Source organism: Pseudomonas sp. zjy_15 (assembly GCF_043101865.1).
Classification (GTDB): domain Bacteria; phylum Pseudomonadota; class Gammaproteobacteria; order Pseudomonadales; family Pseudomonadaceae; genus Aquipseudomonas; species Aquipseudomonas putida_Y.
Genome location: NZ_JBICII010000011.1, coordinates 1 through 18,894, shown reverse-complemented (window position 1 = coordinate 18,894; position 18,894 = coordinate 1). Strand labels below are relative to the sequence as shown.

Annotated in this window: 17 protein-coding genes and 1 tRNA gene; 8 read left to right on the top strand and 10 right to left on the bottom strand. The window is 63.4% G+C overall.

Annotated elements, in window-relative coordinates; translation table 11 throughout:
* Positions 1–282: 282 nt before the first annotated feature.
* Genes ACF8EF_RS01105 through ACF8EF_RS01095 form a run of 3 tightly spaced genes read right to left on the bottom strand, consistent with a single transcriptional unit; the run spans position 283 to position 4,477 of the window.
* Positions 283–2,694 (bottom strand): DUF3772 domain-containing protein, encoded by a 2,412-nt coding sequence (locus tag ACF8EF_RS01105; protein ID WP_339536045.1) that lies wholly within the window; start codon positions 2,692–2,694, stop codon positions 283–285.
* A 56-nt stretch (positions 2,695–2,750) separates the two neighbouring features.
* Positions 2,751–3,803, bottom strand: coding sequence for a bifunctional DNA-binding transcriptional regulator/O6-methylguanine-DNA methyltransferase Ada (gene ada, locus ACF8EF_RS01100; protein WP_392460359.1), 1,053 nt, complete (start codon positions 3,801–3,803; stop codon positions 2,751–2,753).
* 47 nt (positions 3,804–3,850) lie between these two features.
* Complete coding sequence (locus ACF8EF_RS01095) at positions 3,851–4,477, bottom strand: DNA-3-methyladenine glycosylase family protein (RefSeq protein WP_392460358.1); 627 nt, start codon at positions 4,475–4,477, stop codon at positions 3,851–3,853.
* Between the two features lie 171 nt (positions 4,478–4,648).
* Here ACF8EF_RS01095 and ACF8EF_RS01090 point away from each other — a divergent pair, with 171 nt between their 5' ends.
* Both ACF8EF_RS01090 and ACF8EF_RS01085 read left to right on the top strand, forming a co-directional pair.
* Positions 4,649–5,164, top strand: a complete 516-nt coding sequence (locus ACF8EF_RS01090) for a sigma-70 family RNA polymerase sigma factor (RefSeq protein WP_176684944.1) — start codon at positions 4,649–4,651, stop codon at positions 5,162–5,164.
* Positions 5,151–6,107 (top strand): FecR domain-containing protein, encoded by a 957-nt coding sequence (locus tag ACF8EF_RS01085; RefSeq protein WP_176684943.1) that lies wholly within the window; start codon positions 5,151–5,153, stop codon positions 6,105–6,107. The genes ACF8EF_RS01090 and ACF8EF_RS01085 overlap by 14 nt, the downstream gene beginning before the upstream one ends.
* A 7-nt stretch (positions 6,108–6,114) precedes the next feature.
* Here the strand turns inward: ACF8EF_RS01085 and ACF8EF_RS01080 are convergent, their stop codons facing one another.
* The 3 genes from ACF8EF_RS01080 to ACF8EF_RS01070 form a co-directional block, all read right to left on the bottom strand.
* Entirely contained in the window at positions 6,115–7,272 is a 1,158-nt protein-coding gene (locus tag ACF8EF_RS01080; RefSeq protein ID WP_392460357.1) for an MFS transporter, read from the bottom strand.
* Between the two features lie 83 nt (positions 7,273–7,355).
* Positions 7,356–7,493, bottom strand: a complete 138-nt coding sequence (locus ACF8EF_RS01075; protein ID WP_209968068.1) for a hypothetical protein — start codon at positions 7,491–7,493, stop codon at positions 7,356–7,358.
* 102 nt (positions 7,494–7,595) lie between these two features.
* Positions 7,596–8,810: an MFS transporter gene (locus ACF8EF_RS01070; RefSeq protein ID WP_176684940.1), complete on the bottom strand. Its 1,215-nt coding sequence runs from the start codon at positions 8,808–8,810 to the stop codon at positions 7,596–7,598.
* 193 nt (positions 8,811–9,003) lie between these two features.
* Between ACF8EF_RS01070 and ACF8EF_RS01065 the strand changes: the two genes are divergently transcribed.
* Both ACF8EF_RS01065 and ACF8EF_RS01060 read left to right on the top strand, forming a co-directional pair.
* Positions 9,004–9,927 carry a FecR family protein gene (locus ACF8EF_RS01065; RefSeq protein ID WP_392460360.1) on the top strand — a complete coding sequence of 308 codons (924 nt, stop codon included), beginning with the start codon at positions 9,004–9,006 and terminating at the stop codon, positions 9,925–9,927.
* A gap of 95 nt (positions 9,928–10,022) precedes the next feature.
* A tRNA-Met gene (locus ACF8EF_RS01060) sits at positions 10,023–10,099 on the top strand.
* Positions 10,100–10,229: 130 nt separating this feature from the next.
* Here the strand turns inward: ACF8EF_RS01060 and ACF8EF_RS01055 are convergent.
* Positions 10,230–10,844: a LysE family translocator gene (locus tag ACF8EF_RS01055; RefSeq protein ID WP_392460356.1), complete on the bottom strand. Its 615-nt coding sequence runs from the start codon at positions 10,842–10,844 to the stop codon at positions 10,230–10,232.
* A gap of 227 nt (positions 10,845–11,071) precedes the next feature.
* On the opposite strand from ACF8EF_RS01055, the gene ACF8EF_RS01050 reads away from it, so the two are divergent.
* Complete coding sequence (locus ACF8EF_RS01050; protein ID WP_392488464.1) at positions 11,072–11,989, top strand: LysR substrate-binding domain-containing protein; 918 nt, start codon at positions 11,072–11,074, stop codon at positions 11,987–11,989.
* Here ACF8EF_RS01050 and ACF8EF_RS01045 read toward each other — a convergent pair.
* Genes ACF8EF_RS01045 through ACF8EF_RS01035 form a run of 3 tightly spaced genes read right to left on the bottom strand, consistent with a single transcriptional unit; the run spans position 11,929 to position 13,799 of the window.
* A complete protein-coding gene (locus ACF8EF_RS01045) occupies positions 11,929–12,504 on the bottom strand; it encodes a D-Ala-D-Ala carboxypeptidase family metallohydrolase (protein ID WP_176684937.1) in 576 nt (191 codons plus the stop codon). The two genes, ACF8EF_RS01050 and ACF8EF_RS01045, sit on opposite strands and share 61 nt — an antisense overlap.
* A gap of 57 nt (positions 12,505–12,561) precedes the next feature.
* Positions 12,562–13,017, bottom strand: a complete 456-nt coding sequence (gene rimI / locus ACF8EF_RS01040; RefSeq protein ID WP_004575708.1) for a ribosomal protein S18-alanine N-acetyltransferase — start codon at positions 13,015–13,017, stop codon at positions 12,562–12,564.
* On the bottom strand, positions 13,014–13,799 hold the full coding sequence (locus ACF8EF_RS01035) for an energy transducer TonB (protein WP_176684936.1): 786 nt from the start codon (positions 13,797–13,799) through the stop codon (positions 13,014–13,016). The genes rimI and ACF8EF_RS01035 overlap by 4 nt, the downstream gene beginning before the upstream one ends.
* Positions 13,800–14,010: 211 nt before the next feature.
* Between ACF8EF_RS01035 and mksB the strand changes: the two genes are divergently transcribed.
* From mksB to mksF, 3 genes are read left to right on the top strand one after another with little or no spacing between them, the layout of a single operon-like run.
* Entirely contained in the window at positions 14,011–15,300 is a 1,290-nt protein-coding gene (gene mksB, locus ACF8EF_RS01030; RefSeq protein WP_003247449.1) for an Mks condensin complex protein MksB, read from the top strand.
* The gene (gene mksE, locus ACF8EF_RS01025; RefSeq protein WP_392528949.1) at positions 15,290–15,997 is read left to right on the top strand and encodes an Mks condensin complex protein MksE; all 708 of its coding nucleotides are present in this window, start codon (positions 15,290–15,292) and stop codon (positions 15,995–15,997) included. Before mksB ends, mksE begins: the two co-directional genes overlap by 11 nt.
* Entirely contained in the window at positions 15,994–18,825 is a 2,832-nt protein-coding gene (mksF, locus tag ACF8EF_RS01020; RefSeq protein ID WP_176684935.1) for an Mks condensin complex protein MksF, read from the top strand. The genes mksE and mksF overlap by 4 nt, the downstream gene beginning before the upstream one ends.
* Positions 18,826–18,894: the final 69 nt, after the last annotated feature.

The window sequence follows — 18,894 nt, the reverse complement described above, 5'->3', positions numbered from 1 at the left end:
TCCGCGTAGGAGCGGGTTTACCCGCGAATACGGTGGCGGCGGCAACAGTGAACGGCGGGGGGAAATTGGCCAGCAGGGCCGGCCTCTTCGCGGGTGAACCCGCTCCTACACGACGGCCTGTGTCCAACCCCCGGTGCGTGTCCACCACCAATCTGCGTAGGAGCGGGTTTACCCGCGAATACGGTGGCGGCGGCAACGGTGAAAGGCGGGTGGGGATTGGCCAGCAGGGTCGGCCCTTTCGCGGGTGAACCCGCTCCTACAAGCTGGACAGCCCCCCGATGCCTACACCGACTCGTCCGCCGACCGCGCACCTTCCTGCACCAGCACCATGCTCTGCGGCGAAGACAGTGGAATACCTTCATCACGCAACCGGCCAAGAATGGTGAACAAAAGATCGCTGCGGGTGCCCGACACCTGCCGCGGCCCGGCCACGTAGCCACTCACACCGATCACCATACCGCTGGCCGTCAGGTCCTTGAATGATACCGAGGCAGCGGGCGCGTCCAGAATCGCCTCATGCTCATGGTAAGCCGCCAGCAGCAGCTCCCGCACACGGTTGGCATCAGTCTCCAGCGGCAGTGTCAGGGTAATGCTGACCACACCCAGCGCATTGCCCATGGTCACGTTGCGCACGTTCTGCGAGATGAACTGCGAGTTGGGCACGATCACCGTGGAACGGTCAGACATCTGGATCTCGGTGGCGCGTACATTGATGCGGCGGATATCGCCCTCGACACCCGCCAGGCTGACCCAGTCGCCTACCTTGACCGGGCGCTCGGTCAGCAGGATCAGGCCGGAAATGAAGTTCTGCACGATCTGCTGCAAACCGAAACCGATACCGACCGACAGGGCACTGACCACCCAGGTCAGGCTGGTGAGGTTGATGCGCAGGGTCGACATCACCAGCATGGCCAGGAACAGGAAACCCAGGTAACCCACCAGGGTTACCAACGAGGCGCGCATGCCGGCGTCCATGTCGGTTTCCGGCAGCAGGCGATCGCTTAGCCAGCGCTTGACCACACGGATGGCGAACAGGCCGCCGAGGAAGATCGCCAGGGCCAGCAGGATGTCCTGCGGCACGATGTTAAGGTTGCCGAGTAGCTTGCCCCCGGTCCCATCCCAGTCGCCAAGGCTCAGCAGCAATTCGCTGGGGCTGGTGCCTGACGGCATCAACACCAGCAACAGCGCCAGGAACAGCACGATGGTGCGGCCGACACCGGCCAGTATGGTGCTGACCTGCGCCTGGTGACGAGGCGCCAGGCCCAGGGTCGAGGCCAGTGCCAGGCCACCGGGCTGGCGGGGCGACAGCAGGGTTTCGCACAGGTCGCCGAGGAAGGTGGTCAGCAAGTAGGCACAGGTGATCACCAGGCTGACCCACAACAGCTTGGCGGTGAGGAAATAGGCGAGTGTCAGGTAGCCAGTGAACAGTGCCAGCAGGATCAACGTCAGCCAGATGACCATCACGAACGGGATCAGCCCGGCCAGGCCCGTCGGGCGCTGCAGGTCATGCTTGCGCAGGGTGCGGCGGTAACACAGCAGCGCGCCGGCAAAGGTGGACGCCACCACCAGTGCGGTCAGCCCGTTGACGGCCACCGTCAGCGCCAGACTGACGCCGATCACGCTGTTCATGCGCTCCATGGTCATCATGAACATCAGTGCCAATGCCAGCACCTTCGGGAACCAGCCCAACGCACTGGCGACTTGGTCGTGGATCGCCGGCAGCCGCCAGGACGGGCGCTGCAACATCAGCATGGCGCGGCCCAGGCCGGTGATGAAGGCACTGAACACTACCAGAGTGAGAATGTGGTTGGTCAGGCTGGCGATGTCCGAACCCAATTGCGCATTGCTTTCCAGCCCCCAGCGCAGCAACGAAACCGAGCCGGCGATGGTGCCCAGGGTTGCCAGGCTAACGCCCAGAGCCAAGGCGCTGCGGCGCAGGCGGCCGTCTGGCAACCAGCGGACCATGGCACTGGCCAGCATGCGTTCAAGCACGCGCCGCACCAACGTCCACACCAGAATCGCTGCCACCAGGCTGGCAACGAACTGCCAGCGGTTTTCGGCGCTGAAGGCGCTGCCGATGGCATCGGCCGCCTCGCCGCGCAGGTCACGCAGGCGCGCCACGTCGTCCTGGGTGGGGCGGATGATGCTCTGCCAGAACGCCGGGCTCAGCGGCGAGGCAGCACGGCTGGTGATTTGCGAGTTGAACTGGCTGCGGCGCAGGTTGACGATTTGCGTGGACAGGTCGCGGGCCGACTGGGTCAGCTTGGTGGCCTGATCCTGCTGGGCTACCAGCGCCTTTTTCTCGGCCTCCAGCGCTTTGCGCTGCTGCGTCAGGGTAGCGGCCTCGTCCGGCTGGGCCGGGCCGATGACCTTCAGTTGGTCGTCGAGCTTTCCCACATCGGCAGTGCGCTGCGCACTCAATGCATCAGCTTGACGCTGAACCTGCATCGCAGCCAGCCGCAGTTGCGACAGCACGTCGTCGTTGGCCTCGCTGGTGACGCCCTGGCGGATGAGGTCCAAGCGGTCGCTCAGCTGTTCGAGGCTGGCGTTTTCGTCCAGTGCTGGCGCTTCGGCAGCCGCCAGGTTGGACAATGGCGTGGCCGGGGCCGACCAGGCCGGGCTGGCAAGTACCAGCATCAGGGCCAGCAGGACAAGCAGACCCGGGCAATAACGGTCAAGGCTGACACGCCTCATCGAATATTCCTCTTAGCAATTCGATTTGGCGGGGGATTCTACGCGGCTTGGGGCAGTCAGGAGAGTGCCGTTTCTCGCTTCAGCAATTGCTGTTTGCGCTCCACGCCCCAGCGGTAGCCGCTGATGTCGCCATCCCGGCGCACCACGCGGTGGCAAGGGATGGCCACGGCAATAGGGTTGGCCGCGCAGGCCATGGCTACCGCCCGCACAGCCTTGGGGGCGCCAATGCGCTCGGCGATGTCGGTGTAGCTGACCCGGCTGCCGGCCGGCACCTCACGCAGCGCCTGCCACACCCGCTCCTGAAACGCGGTGCCTTGCACATCCAGCGGCAAGGCCAGGCCCAAGGCCGGCGCTTCGACGAAACCGATCACTTCGGCGACCAGCTGTTCGTAGGCGCTGTCACCGCCAATCAGGTGGGCCTTGGGGAACTGGTCCTGCAGGTCGTGCAACAAGGCCTCGGGGTCGTCGCCCAGCAGAATCGCGCAGATGCCCTTGTCGCTCTGGGCTACCAGTATTGCACCCAGCGAGCACTGCCCAAGAGCGAAGTGAATGGTTGCCCCGGCGCCGCCGGCGCGGTATTGCCGGGGGCGCATGCCCAGGCGCTGGTCGGCGCTTTCGTAGAAGCGGCTGTTGGAGTTGTAGCCGGCGTCGTAGATAGCATCGGTGACCGAACGCTGGCCGTCTTCCAGGTGCGCACGCAGCCGCCGGGCACGGAAGGCCGTGGCGTAGGCTTTGGGGGTGACCCCGGTTTCAGCCTTGAACAGCCGATGCAGGTGGAAAGGGCTGACGGCCAGCCGTGCACCGAGTTGGTCGAGGCTTGGCGCGGGGTCGCTGGCTTCGATCAAGCGGCAGGCGTGGGTGACAAGCTGGCTATGTCGGGTGGTACTGGCCTTGCTGATACAGCGTTTGCAGGCACGGTAGCCGGCAGCCTCGGCGGCCGCAGCGGAGTCGTAGAACTCGACGTTCATGCGCTTGGCCTGGCGTGATTTGCAGCCGGGGTGGCAGTAGACGCCGGTGGTACGTACGGCGTAGACAAAGTGGCCTGTGGCGGCAGTGTCGCGGCTCTCTACGGCTTGCCAGCGTTGGTCGGGGGTGGTGTAGAGATTCATCTTTGTTTCCCGGATATGTTGTTGCCTGTACGGGCGATGCAAAAACCTCAGGCCCGCCACAGGTACCAGGCCGCCACGGTACGAAACGGCCGCCAGGCGCCGCCCAGCGAACGCATTTGCGCCGGTGTCGGCGCCGTCTCCAGCCCTTTGAGCCGCCGATACCCCTCGCGCACGCCAAAATCGTCCACCGGCAGAATGTCAGAACGCCCCAGGCTATAGATCAGCAGCATCTCCACCGTCCACCGCCCTACCCCGCGCAGCGCCACCAGGCGTTCGATCAACGCCTCGTCAGTCATGGTTAACGCCTGCTCCCGCGTCGGTACCAGGCCCTCCAGGGTGGCTTGAGCAATGCCCTGGACCGTCACCAGCTTGCTCGCCGAAAAGCCGCAGGCACGCAGGGTTTCCGGGGTTACCGCCAGCAACTGCTCTGGCTGCGGAAAATCATCCGCCGGGAACAGCGCCAGCAACCGCCCGAGGATCGCCTCGGCGGCACGGGCGTGCAACTGCTGGTAGGCAATCGCCCGCACCAACGCCTCATAAGGCTCACGTCCCGGCGTAGCCTGATGCAGGCAGGGCCCGATCGCTGCGATATGCCGCGACCAATCCGGGTCAAGTGCAGCCAGGTGTTGCGTGGCCTCGCGATAGGCCTCAGGCGAAAGGTCGGCCAGCATCATGGCACCTCCATCAAGTCGAGTGCAGGCCCAGCTTAGCGCAGCCGTTCATCGGGCAAACGCCGGTTCTTGCGCAGCTAATCTTTGACATGCCATTGCTCCGCGCCATCTTCCCCGCATAGAATTGAGAACTATTCACAATCGCACATATCACTGGACTGGGCCTTCTCTACGATGCAGATCAACGACACGCTCAAGCCCACCGACGTCGCTCTGCTCTACCAGTCTCACCACGCCTGGTTGCGTGGCTGGTTACGCAGCCGGGTCGGTTGCAGTGAACATGCCGCAGACCTGGCCCAGGATACCTTCGTGCGGTTGCTGCGCGCCCGCCAGGTGTCGCCGCTTAAAGAACCGCGCGCCTACCTCAGCAGCATCGCCCGTGGCTTGATGATCGACCAGTTTCGCCGCCGCGCGCTGGAGCGGGCCTACCAGGAAAGCCTGGCTCACCTGCCCGAAGCAGAAGTGCCCAGCGAAGAGCATAAGCTTGTCATCCTCGATAGCCTGGAACGCCTCGACCGCGCCTTGCAGCAGTTGAAACCGCGCGTCCGCCAAGCGTTCCTGCTGGCCCAGTTAGACGGTTTGAGCATCGTACAGGTTGCCCAACGTCTGGAGGTGTCCAGGGCCACCGTTGAGCGCGACCTGGCCAAAGCCCTGGGCGCCTGCTACCGGTTGCGCTATGCCGATGCCTGAGGGTACACCCGCACAGGTGCAGGTCGATCAGGCCATCGACTGGCTGGTGAAGCTGCGTTTCGACAGCCCCAGCCCGCGCACCGAGCAGCAGTTCCAGCACTGGCTGGCCAGCCACCCACACAACCGCCTGGCCTGGCAGCGGGTCAGTAATCTGGGCGATGAACTGGCCGGGCTGCCCAAGGACCTGAGCCGACGCACCCTGGACGCTAGCCAGCGCCCAAAAGCCAGCCGCAGGGACCACCTGAAATTGCTGGGGCTGTTGGCCGTGGGCGGCAGCCTGGGCTGGGCCGCGCGCGAACCGCTAGGCCTGCCACAGCTGCTGGCCGACACCAGCACCGCCACAGGCGAACGGCGCCAATGGCAAGGCAGTGACGGCAGCCGTCTCCAGCTCAACACCGCCAGTGCCATCGATTTGCGCTACAGCGCGGTGCAACGCCAGCTGAAACTGATCCATGGCGAAGTCAGCCTGGACAGCAACCCCAACGACAACCGCCCGTTCCACGTCGCCACCCATGTCGGCCCGCTGACCACCTTCGATGGTCAGCTGTTGCTACGCGATAACAGCCAGGGACTGCTGCTGTCGGTGCGTCGTGGTGAAGTCACGCTGTTCCCTGCCTCGGCCTCAGCGAGGCAAGTGCTGCCGGGTGAAACCCTGCAAGTCGGAACCAACGGCAGCATTCAGGCCAGAACGCTGCACAACGACCCCTGGGGCTGGACCGAAGGTGTACTCAGCGTGCAGCAGATGCCACTTGCCGAGTTTGTCAGCGAACTCGGCCGCTACCGACCGGGGCTGTTGCGCTGCGCTCCAGAAGTGGCGGGCTTGAAGGTTTCAGGCACCTATCAGCTGGCTGACACCGGGCAAATCCTGCAACTGCTCACCCGCAGCCTGCCCGTACGGGTCGAGTACAGGACGCGCTACTGGGTAAGCATCGGCGCGGCGTAAAGGAATACTACTGCGCCACAGCCCGTATCCGCCCACGGCGCCGGTATGACTGCCTGGCAAAGCACACGAACAGCCCGGCCATCAGTGACAGCGCCATGGGCAAACCATGCGGCGCGACATTCATGGCCGCTCCACTGATCAGCGGCCCGACCAGGCTGCCCACGCCCCACAGCAAGCCCACACTGGCATTGGCAGTGACCAGATCCTGGCCCTTGAAGCGCTGCCCGATAAGCACCAGCGCCAGGGTATAGATGCCCCCCGCCACCGCGCCCAGCACCACCAGCAATGGCCACAGCAGCCAGGTAAGATTCAGCAGCCAGGGCAAACCGATGCCGATCACCATCGCCACCAGCCCGCACGCCAGGTGCAGCCCTGTGCGCTCAACCCGGTCGGCCAACCAGCCCAGCGGCAGCTGGAACAGCATGTCACCGGCAAACACCACCGTCACCATCAACGCCGCCACGCCAACGGCAAAGCCATGGCTGGTGGCGTACACCGGCAGCAGCGACAGCACCACGGCATCGAAGAACGAGAAGAACAGCACCGCCATGCACAACGCCGGTGCCACCCGGAAGAACCCGGCCAAACCGAAGCTTTTTTCGCCCTCTTCGTGCGCGACATGGTCGTTGGGCACGGTCAGCACGATGCACAGCAGCGCCAGCCCATAACAGACCGTGACGACACCCGTGATCCACGGGCTGTCGGCGCCCAGCACTGCCAGCATGGCCGGGCCGAGCACCTGAAAGCCCGTAAAGCTGGTGGCGTACAGGGCCATGATCTTGCCGCGGTTATGTTCGGGGCACAATTCGTTGACCCACGACTCGCCGAGGATGATGGCGATCCCCATGCCAAGCCCCAGGCCCAAGCGCAGCAGCGCCAGCAGCCACAACGAGCCGAACGCCGACTCGAGCAAGGCGATGCTGACCGTGCACAGGCTGAAACACAGCAGATAGATGGTACGCCGGGTGAGATGGCGGCAGCAGACGTCGACCAGAAAAGCCGAGAGCATCATGCCGGCGGCAGGGATGGCCGAGATGATGCCGATTTCGAGTGTGCTCGCCCCCGCCTCATGCAGACGCAACGACACCAGCGGCAAGCTGGCCCCCAAACTGAAACCAACGACAGAAACGGCGAACAACAAGCCCGCCAATAAACGCATGTTCATGTACCACTCCTGGCAAACCGAAAAGACGTGCAGAAACAGGCGCGCACGCCAGAATGGCGAGCGACGCGAAAGCGCAGATCAGTTCAGGCGAGGTGTGGCGAGAAGGTGAAGGCAAACAGCACGCTGCGGCGGCGCTTGAGCACCGTGTCACTCGGCCATGCACGACGCAGTGCCTGGAAGGCAGGCTGACGGGTGTGTGGGAGGGACTGGGTACGGCGCATTGCTTTGGCTACTACGCAGGTGATTGAAAAAGAGGCGGCACTCTAGCCACCTCCAGGGGGCTCGTCAATTGCCCTGGGGCCTCTGCCAGGCCCCCGGTGCATTCAGCGTTTACCTGTACTTGGCAGGAACACCGCCAACAATCCGAACAATGGCAGGAACGAGCACAACCCGTATACATATTCGATACCCCGCAGGTCCGCTACGTACCCCAGCAGCGCAGCGCCAATGCCACCAAAACCGAACATCAGGCCAAAGAAGATACCGGCAATCATGCCCACGCTGCCCGGCACCAGTTCTTGCGCATACACCACGATCGCGGAAAACGCCGAAGCCAGGATAAAGCCGATCACCACGCTCAGTACTGTGGTCCAGAACAAATCGGCATACGGCAGCGCCAGCGTGAACGGCGTCACGCCCAGTATCGAAAACCAGATCACAGCCTTGCGCCCGATACGGTCACCGATAGGCCCGCCAAAGAAGGTGCCCGCCGCCACCGCGCCGAGGAACAGGAACAGGTGCAGCTGCGAGCTGGCCACCGACACACCGAACTTCTCGATCAGATAGAAGGTAAAGTAGCTGGTGAAGCTGGCCATGTAGAAGTACTTGGAAAACACCAGCAGGCCCAGCACGATCAACGCCGCAATTACCCGATTGCGCGAAATGCCGTGGGTAGCCTGAACCGCCTTGCGCGCCTTGGCCTGATTGAGGTGCTCCTTGTACCAGCCGCGCAGCATCAGGGTGACGCCGAGGAAGAACAGCCCGGCCACACCGAACCACGCCACATGGGTCTGGCCGAACGGAATGACGATGGCCGCTGCCAGTAGCGGGCCCAGAGCGGAGCCGGTGTTGCCACCGACCTGAAAGGTCGATTGGGCCAGGCCGAAGCGCCCGCCCGACGCCAGCCTTGCAATGCGCGAGGTTTCCGGGTGGAAGGTCGACGAGCCGATGCCCACCAGCGCCGACGCCAGCAGGATCATCGGGAAGCTGCCAACGAAGGCCAGCATCACGATCCCGACCAACGTGCACAGGGTGCCTAGCGGCAGCAGATCTGGCGTTGGCCGGCGGTCGGTAAAGAAGCCGACCCAAGGCTGCAACAGCGAGGCGGTGATCTGGAACGTCAGGGTGATCATGCCGATCTGGGCGAAGCTCAGGTCGTAGTTGGCCTTGAGCATCGGGTAGATTGCCGGCAGCACCGCCTGGATCAGGTCGTTGATCAAGTGCGCCAAGGCGCAGAAGCCGATGATACGCATCACCAACGGCGTGGCTTGGCTTGCCGCTGCCGGGGGGGATGCGGTGGAGGCACTACTGGTGGCCATTTGCCTAAATCTCCGTCCTCAGGTTTGGGATCCGATTATCGGGAAACAAATAGATACATAGCTACCTTTTTTATCCCCCTGTCACCACGCACTTGAAAATGGTTCTCAATATAATTAGCATCCTCTGCTAAACACTCCTGTCATCGTTGGGCGAAACGGCCCCTGTCGTGAGCAGACTTAACCCATGAGCCCGATGCCCGCCAAGCAGCTGCAGCCCGACCCACAGCAGGACGCGCTGGAGTGGTTTTCGTTGCTGCGCCAACCCGGTTGCGACGAAACACAGCGCCAAGCATTCGCGGCCTGGTGCCAGGTACAAGAGAACGCCCACGCCTACGCCGAGCTCGAGACGTTCTGGCAACAGCTGCAACCAGCACCTGCCCGCCCTCGCCCACGGCATGTCACTGTCCGTCGCAGTCACCTGGGTAAATGGTTGGCGCTTGCGTTCTTGCTAGGGTTGGGTGCTGCTGCTTACCTGTACTGGCCGCTGATGCAGCGTCTGACCAGCGAGCTGCACACCGATGAGGGAGAACGCCGCAGCATACGCTTGGCAGATGGCACGACCTTGAACCTGGACAGCGCCAGCGCGATGAACATCGACCTGCGCGGCCGCACCCGCCAACTGCACCTGGTGCAGGGCCAGGTGCATATGGAAGTGATGCTCGACGGGCGGGCCATGGAAGTGGAAGTTGGCAACGCACGCATCCAGGTATACGGCACGCGCTTGCAGATAGCCCGCCATGCAGGGCGTGACGAACTCGTGGTATTCAGTGGCAAGGCCATGGTCACCCAGGGGGGGGATCAGCGAATGGTCTCGGCAGGTGAGCGGGTAACCTTCGATGACACACGCATCGGCCGGGTGCAGAAGGCTGATCTGAAAACCGCTGACAGTTGGCGCAATGGCCGCCTGAAAGCCACAGACATGCCATTGAGGCAGGTGCTGGAGCGCCTCGCCGGTTACCAAGGGCAGCGCCTGTGGATGATGGATGAACAAGTGGCCCATCGCCGTGTGAGCGGCGACTTCAACCTGGACCGGCCTGGCCAAAGCCTGCAATCCCTGGCTGCAGCCCAGCAGTTGCAGTTGCTGGACGTGCTCGGGTACTGGCTTCTGGTGCACTGAAACCGGGGCTGGCCGCTAAGTTTTTGAAAGCGTGCAAATTTTTTTTGAATTGAGTGTTGACAGGGGGGGCGTTCAAGAGAATAATGCGCGCCATCGGCTACATAGCTCAGTTGGTTAGAGCATAGCATTCATAATGCTGGGGTCCGGGGTTCAAGTCCCTGTGTAGCCACCAAACAAGACGAAGGGCTTACCGCAAGGTAAGCCCTTTTTCTTTGCCTGCGAAAAAGTTACTGATGCCCGCGCCAACCAATCCCGCAGCAGCCGGGCGCCGAATCACAGGTTTCGGCGCTGCTATCGTCGCCTCAACGTATTCCGGTCACCGCCACAGCCAGGCCAAGCCCGATCAATGCCAGACCAATGGCCCGGTCCACCAGCACTTGCCGCTCGATCATCGCCCTGCGCAATGCCGTACTGGAGAAAAATACCGCCACCAGGCTGAACCATAGCCAATGGGCAACGGACATGAACGCACCGTAGGCGAAGTTCAGCGCCAGCGGGCTGCCAGGCTGCACCACCTGAGTGAAGGCACTGATGACAAACAACATGGTCTTGGGGTTGAGGGCGTTGGTCAAAAAGCCGGTGCGCAGCGCTTGCAGTACGCTGGCAGCAGACTGGCCAACTCCGTCCAGGCTGATACGTTGCATGTTGGTCAATGACTTGTACCCGAGGTAGATCAGGTAGCCCGCACCCAGCACCTTCATGACGAAGAACAGCGTCGGGCTCTGGCTGATGATCACGGCAATGCCCAACACCGTGTACAACACATGCACCTGCACCCCCAGGGCGATACCTATGGCGGCAGCCAGCCCGGCCTTGCGGCCCTGCGCATAGCTGCTGCGGGTGACCATGGCGAAGTCTGCGCCGGGGCTGATGACGGCGAGCAGGGTGAACAGGGCGACGGCGATGAGTTCGGTCATGCTGAGGGCTCTCGATAGGCGATGGAAATGCACAGACCGCCGATTATCGAGCGCTTACAGATGCGGAAAAATCGATTTATGCTGAGATGAATCTGATAGTTTTATTCACAGATATGTACAGCCTGCCTTGGCCTCTTCGCGGGTAAACCCGCTCCTACAGGGAAATATGTGGCCATGTAGGAGCGGGTTTACCCGCGAAGAGCCCGACACAGCTGCACAGGGATATCATGAAACTGCCGCCACTCAACGCCTTCCGCTACTTCGACATCGCCGCCCAGACCGAGAGCTTCGTGCGTGCCGCCGAGCACTTGCATGTCACTCACGGCGCGATCAGCCGCCAAGTTCGCCTGCTTGAAGAAAGCCTTGGCGTGGAACTGTTCGAGCGCCGAAACCGGGCCATTTTCCTCACCCCCGCCGGCCGTGCCCTGCAAGGCACCACCCAGGCGATCTTCGAACAACTCGAAGGCGCCGTGCAGCGCCTGCAGCAACAAGCTCGCGACAATGTGCTGGTGCTGTCTTGCGAGCCGACCATCGCCATGCGCTGGCTGATCCCGCGCTTACCGCGATTCCATGCTGCCCACCCCGACCTTCAGTTACACCTGGTCGCCGCAGGCGGCCCGCTGGATTTCGTCCGCCACGGTGTCGACCTGGCAATTCGCCGCGACGACTTCCACTGGGACAACCAGTTGTACAGCCAGAAAATCTGCGACGAATGGATCGGCCCGGTTTGCCACTGCGCCTCCCCTGCCCTCCTTGAGGGCCAACGGCTGCTGCACAGCACCTCCCGCCCCGCTGCCTGGCCCACCTGGCTGCGCCTGAGCGGCCAGCAAGCGCGACACAGCGAACGCAGCGACTATGAGCATTTCTACCTGTCGATTCAGGCCGCCAGCGCCGGCCTGGGCCTGGCCATTGCCTCAGCCCTGATGGTGCGCGACGAACTCGACAGCGGGCAGTTGCAGGCGCCGTTCGGTTTTATGCGCGATGGCTCGGCCTACCACCTGCTCAGCCCACAGCCTCTGGCCGACAGCAGCAAGCGCCAGCGCTTCGCCGAGTGGGTAATGGACGAAAGCCGAGGCTGCCTGGCTCATTTGGGTTTGATGCAGAACGACGCCCCTGCGCTGCCATCGCCACCCCAGGTGCGATAGCCGGCGGTATCCAAATGGATACGGCCTGATGGGTAGCGGCCCAGCCCCATGTTCCAGGTTTGCCCATGCTGCTGCCAGAAACGGCACAGCGGATTGGGATCGGCCCAGGCCGGCAGCAGTATATCGACGGCGAAAGCGCGGGTATGCGCACTGTTGGCCGCCCCGCCCGCACAGGCGTTCAGGCGCGGCTCACGGTAAGCCGAAACCACCTCGAACTGGCGCAGGATGCCTTGATCGTCGAGGGCCTTGATCAACGCGAGGGTCGAGCGTACAGCCGCCCAATTGCCGGGGGGCGGCACGGCGAAAGGCGATGCATGGCACAACTTCCAGTCCGATGCCGAGCGCAGCAACTGGTGGATTGGCACTACACCGTAAAGCCGGGCATCTACCAGCATTTCACGGAAGGGGCGGGTTTGATGATCACCCGCCCACTGGGCGAACATCCACACGTCGCGCTCGTCCGCGTGGGCAGCGCTTGCGATACACAGGCCCGCTGCCAAAAGCAGTTGTCTCATTCTTTATCCGTCCCTGCCGAGAACAAAGCCTGCGCGCCCAGGTACGCCCCTGCAAGATCAGTCTTCGAACAGGGTACAGGCCATTACCAGAGCGTCTTCACGGCCGCCGGCGATCGGGTAATAGTCGCGGCGGCGGCCAATTTCGTTGAAACCGTAACGTTCGTATAAACGATAGGCCGACTGGTTGCTGGCGCGTACTTCCAGAAAACACTCGCGGCCATTGAGCTGATAGGCCCGGGCCATCAGGTGCTCGAGCAGGCGCAGGCCCAGGCCGCACCCTTGGTTTTCCGGTTTTACGGTGATGTTGAGCAGGTGCGCTTCATCGATGATCACGTTGATCACGCCATGGCCCACTTGCTGCTGGCCGTCGAACATCAGCCAGACTTCGTACGATTTGAGCGCATCCTGAAAAATTCCACGTGTCCAGGGATGACTGAATGCGGCATATTCGATCTTGAGTACGGCATCCAGATCCGCCTCGGTCATCGGGCGGAAGCTGATCGAGTCACTCATTCAACGCTCTTCCAGCGCGCCATCAGCTGGCGCATGGCTTTCCAGACGTCCGCCTTGCGTTGCGGCTCGTCCATCAACAGTTCAAGGCCCGGCAATGCCCAGGCGTCGCCCAGGCCGTCGAGCGTCAGGGTTTGGTAATAGGCGTCGGCATCGGCATTGGCGGCAAAACGCAGTGCCGGCAGGCCGACCAGCCACAGACAGGTACACGGGGCGTCTTCCAGGCGCGCCTGAACGAAGCCCTGGACGAAATCGCGCGCAGCCTCCGGCCCCTGGTCCATGTTGCCGCGCACCAGCAGTGGCCAGCGCACCGGCTCGCCGATGATCTGCGGGGCGTCGGACAGGCCGGCAGCGCGCAGCATGTCCTTAAGCAGCAGATAGGAGGGATCGCGGCTCTGGAACGGCTGACCGGTGGCCAGTTCCACCAACAGCAGGCAACTGCCGGCGCGCAACAACTGCAGCGAAAAGCGCGGTGGCGGCACCGGCGCCGGGCGCGGAGCAGCGGGCTGCTCTTGTGCCTCGGCGGGCTTGACGGCGGGTTTTGCCACACTGCCCGGGCGCGGGATCTCGATTTTAGGCCGCTCGCCGGAGCGGGCCTGGGGGATGACGGGCGTTTCGTTGGTTGCCGATGCCGGCCTGACCTCGAAATCGATGTCCTCGACCGGCACAACCGGCAGCAGCAGCTCGGGCCGCGACGGTGCGGCGAACGGCAGTTCGGCACGCGGCAGCCAGTGCACCACTTGCATGGCGGAAAGGTAGGCGCGGCGACGGGGTTCGGTCAGCAAGGGGCGGATATCCGAGGGCGTGAAGGCAATTGGGCATTCTAACGTGTACGCCGTGGTTTTTGCAGCGCCTATCAGACCGAGCGCCACCGCATCAACAACGCCCTACACCTACACATCCCATGGTTATCTCTCATTACAGACCAAGGGGTAAAAACCACCCCCGCGAATGCAGTACAATCGCCCCCTTTTTCTTGGCAACGAGTCGAAGCCAATGATCGAACCCAAGCGCGTCCTGCGCGCCCTAGCCGAACACTGGGCCCTGATCGAGCCGCTGTGCGAGCGTTTCGACCAGGGCACCCTGAGCCTGGTCGAACTGCGCCAGCATGTGGCCCGCCAGCAGCTCGAAAGCACCCCGCAGGACATCACCCAGCTACTCGACGTGTGGATCCGCCTGGATATCCTGGTCCCGGTGGCCAAAAGCCCGAACCGTTTCGAGCTCAACGCGCAGATCCACGATTTCCTCGCCTACCTGCGCCGCGAACACCGGCTGGGCCTGTGCCTGGAGATCGAAGCCTACTTGCGTCACCTGGAGCGCCTGGCCGGGCACATCCAGGATGCCTTCGACAACCGCGACAGCGACGACCTGGCACGCCAGCTGCGCCTGCTCGACATGCGCGTGCGCGATGTGCTGAAAAAGCTCGACAACGACGAGCAGGCGCTGGTGGCCGTGGCCGAACGGGCCAAGACCAGCAACCGCCAGATTCCGCTGCGCCAGCGTTATGCAGAAGTACTGGCCACCTGGGACGAATACGTCGAGCCGATGATTCAGCTGGTCAACGCCGACGGCGCCTTCGAGCAGGGTGTACGCAAGGTCGAGACCGTGCTGCTGAAACTGCTGGGCGAACAAGCGCGCCTGGGCCACCTGGTCGACGACGACATGCTGCTGCGCACCCACGCGCGCATCCTTGAAATGCAGACCAGCGCCCAGTTGACCCTGCGCCACGCCCGCGAACTGCTGCTGCCGCTGCGCGAAGAAGCCCGCCGGCACAACGCCGTGACTCGCGGCGCCGCACTGGCCCTGTCGGTGATCCGGCGCAAGGGCATCGATGCCGTGCCGCAAGCGGCCATGCCGATGTTCACCCGCCCGCAAAGCACCTTCCTTGGCAGTGCCAGCCAGGTCGAGGCCTACGTTTACGCACTGGCCCGCTTCGAGCCCAAACCGGCGCGCTTCCCCAAAGCCCACAAGACCCAGTCGGGCGCCCTGCCCCGTGCCCCGCGCACGGTCAAGGAAATGGCCGAACGCTGCGAACAGGCCCTGCCATTGCCCGACCTGATGGTCTGGCTACTGGAGCAGGAGCCCGAAGGCGCCACCGACGAGCTGCTGTACTGGTTCTCGCGCCTGTCGCGGGAAAAGCGCTTCAAGCGCGAACGCCTCGACCGCCGCGAATACACCACTCAGGAACATTTGGTCAGCCTGCATTCGTTCGCCCTGACCTCCAGCCGCGAAGACGCCCCCAGCGCGCCTACCGAACCCAACGCGAGCCCAGCCCATGCATCTTGATCTTTCCGAACTGTCCCAGCTCGCGCCGATCTTCCGCGAGCTGTTCAAAGGCTTCCACGTCAGCCGGCGCGACCCTGAGCTGTACGCCCAGCTGTCGAACTTCCAGGACCAGTACCGCACCCTGTTCAAGGCCCTGGGCTTCGAACTGGTATGCGACACCCGTGGTTTCTACTACTTCGTCCCGGACATGACCGCCGCGCAGGTCAACAAGACCGCGCAGCGCCTGTCGCTGTTCACCTTCATCCTGGTCGAGCACCTTGCTGACCAGGGCCGCGACCCGATGGCCGTGCTAGATGGCGGCAGCATCGGCCGCGACGAACTGCCCTCGCTGCTGGACAAGTACCGCGACCTGTTCCTGCAGGCCGAAGTGCAGACCGTGGACGAGCTGGAAGAAAAAATCCTGCGCCGCATGACCCAGCTCGGCTTCGCCCATGAAGAAGGCGGCATCTACCGCTTCCTGCCGCCCATGCACCGCTTCCTCGATGTGTGCCTTTCGGTGCAGCAGGACCGCGACCTGGCCGCCACCCTGCACAGCGCCCTGCCGCTGCCGACCCCAGTACTGGTCGAGGACGAAAGCGCCGAAGAACTCAACCGTACCGACGACCCGCTCGACCTCACGCCTTTCCAGGGCGAGGAAAGCGAAGAGGACGCGCTGGCCCGGGCCATCCGCGAAGAGCAACAGGAGATTGACGCATGAGCCAGGAACGCTACGGCATCCGCCGCTTCGCATTGCTCAACACCGCCGGCTACAGCCTTGGCCTGTTCCCGCTGGAGCACCCGCTGTCGGTATACGGTGCCAACAACCTGGGTAAATCGGCGTCGATCAACGCCCTGCAGTTCCCGATCCTGGCACGCATGTCGGACATGAGCTTCGGCAAGTACAGCCTTGAGCAGTCGCGCCGCTTCTACTTCGCCAGCGATACCTCGTACATTCTCTGCGAACTGAGCCTGCCTCACGGCCCGCACGTGATCGGCGTGGTCGGGCGCGGCCCGGGTGGCGGTTTCGGCCACCAGTTCTTCGCCTACAAGGGCGAACTGGACCTGGCCCACTACCAGAAGAACGACACCTGCCTGCGTCAGAAAGAGCTGTTCACCAACCTTGAGCGCTTGGGGATCAAGGCTTACGAACTGAAGCCGGACGAACTGCGCCGACTACTGGTGGGCGGGCATACCTCGGTGCCGCTGGACCTGACCATGATCCCGCTGCGCTCCACCAGCGAGCAAAGCCTGAAAACTTTCCGCGCGCTGTTCATCAACCTGCTGCACATGCGTGAGATCACCGCCGCCAAACTCAAGCAGCTGTTCCTCGACGCCTTCGAGCACAGCCTGCGCTCGGGCAGCGTCGACTACATCGCTGCATGCGAGGAAGCCTTCCGCGACGTACGCCGCATGGAGCAAGACTACAACGCCCTGGTCGCTGCCGGTCCGCTGGTCGAGGCCCTGGCCGGTGGCGTGGCCCAGCGCGACATCCTGCGTGGCAAGCTGCACCGCATTTCGCCTGTGCTCGACACCCTGCTGGGCACCTGGCAGGAATACGCCATGGCGCGCAAGGAAGAGCTGGTCATCCAGTCCGAGCACTACCGTGGCGAGCAGGACCGCCTGCAGAACGACCAGCGCGGCGGCACCCAGGAGCTGATGCGCCTGGAGCGTGAAATTACCGGTATCCAGCGCTGGCTAGGCGAGCTGTCGGTGCTCAAGCACCGCTTTGCGCTGGTCGATGACGTCAAGGTGCTGGAACAGCAACTGCTGGCGGCCAAGGACGCCCACGACGAGTTGGCCGGCGCGCTGGCCCAGTCACGCCAGTTCAGTGCCGAAGACCTCGACGAGCGCGTACGCGACCTGGAAAAACGCCTGAAGCAGGTCAAGCAGCAGCTGGATCACGCTGACAACAATAGCTATGCCCGCCTGCGCGAAGAGTTCTCGCAGCAGGACGTCGACCGCCTGATGCGCCTGTTCAACGGCGCGCTGTTCAGCCTGCCGCTGGGCGATCGCGGTATCGAGCTGGACGACAGCGACCTGTGGGTAAAATCGCTGGAAGCGGTGCTCGACGGCTTCAAGGGCGAACGCTTCGAGGCCCCGGGCCTGGCCATTGACCTGACCCACATCGACCCGCCGGCACTGCAGGCCCTGGCCGACCGCGCCGCCCTGCGCGACCAGAAAGAGCGCCTGGAAAAAGAGCTCAAGCAGCTCAAGACCCAGCAGGCCGTGGCCGCCGACCGCTCCGCCTCCAAAGCGCAGACCGAAACCCTGTACCAGGAAGTGCTGGACGCGCAGAAGGCGCTGGAAGACTTCCGCCGTAGCCAGACCCTCGCCGCCGAAGAGCCCGAGAAACTGGAACAGCTTTCGCAACTGGAAGCGGCCCAGGACGAACTCAAGCGCTCCAGCGACGCCTTCACCGAGCGCGTCCAGCAGCTGTCAGCCAAGTTGCAACTGGTCGGCCGCCAGCTCGGCGACCTCGAGTCCAAGCAGCGCACCCTGGAAGACGCCCTGCGCCGCCGCCAGCTGCTGCCGGCCGACCTGCCCTACGGCACGCCATACATGGAAGCCATTGACGACTCGATGGACAACCTGCTGCCGCTGCTCAATGACTACCAGGACAGCTGGCAAAGCCTGCAGCGAGTGGACAACCAGATCGAGGCGCTGTACGCCCAGGTGCGCCTGAAAGGCGTTGCCAAGTTCGACAGCGAAGACGATATGGAACGCCGCCTGCAACTGCTGGTGAACGCCTACGCGCACCGTACCGACGAAGCCCTGACCTTGGCCAAGGCACGCCGCGCCGCGGTCACCGATATCGCCCGAACCCTGCGCAACATCCGCAGCGACTACGACAGCCTCGAGCACCAGCTGGCCCTGTTCAACCGCGAGATCAACAAGCGCCAGGTGTCCAACCTGGAAAGCTTCCGCGTGGTACTGGCGCCGAACAAGGAAGCGCTCAAGCACATCGACCAGATTATCCACAGTGCCGGCCAGTACGAAGAAGGCGAAACCCTGTCGGTCTTCGACCTGACCCAAAGCGCGGACCAGGACAACAAGAACGAAGAGGCCAAGGAGTACCTGGCACGGCTGGTGGCGGCCAACCACAACCAGCTGGGCCTGAAGGACCTGTTCGAGCTGGCGTTCGAGATCACCAAGGTCAATGGCCAGCCGATCATCCACGCCGACATTGACGGCGCGGCGTCCAACGGCACCACCATGACGATCAAGGCGCTGACCAACATGTACCTGTTGCTGCACCTGATGGACCGAGACCTGGCCGGGCGCATTCGCCTGCCGTACTACCTGGACGAAGCGGCAGACATCGACGAACGCAACCAGGCGGCACTGCTGGAGACCAGCCAGCAACTGGGCTTCGTGCCGATCCTGGCGAGTGTGAAACCACAGGTCTCGGCGCACGTTGCGATCGACCTGGAAGGTGGCAGCGGGCCGAACGGCATCTACATCGACGAGGCGGACTGGAAGTTCATCAGCCGGCTGGATGAAGTGAAAGCGGTTGTGCGTGAGGATCAGACCGAGGAACTGGCCTGAGATAGCCGGGGCCGCGTTGCGGCCCATTCGCGGGTGAACCCGCTCCTACGACAGCCTGCGCGATGCTGT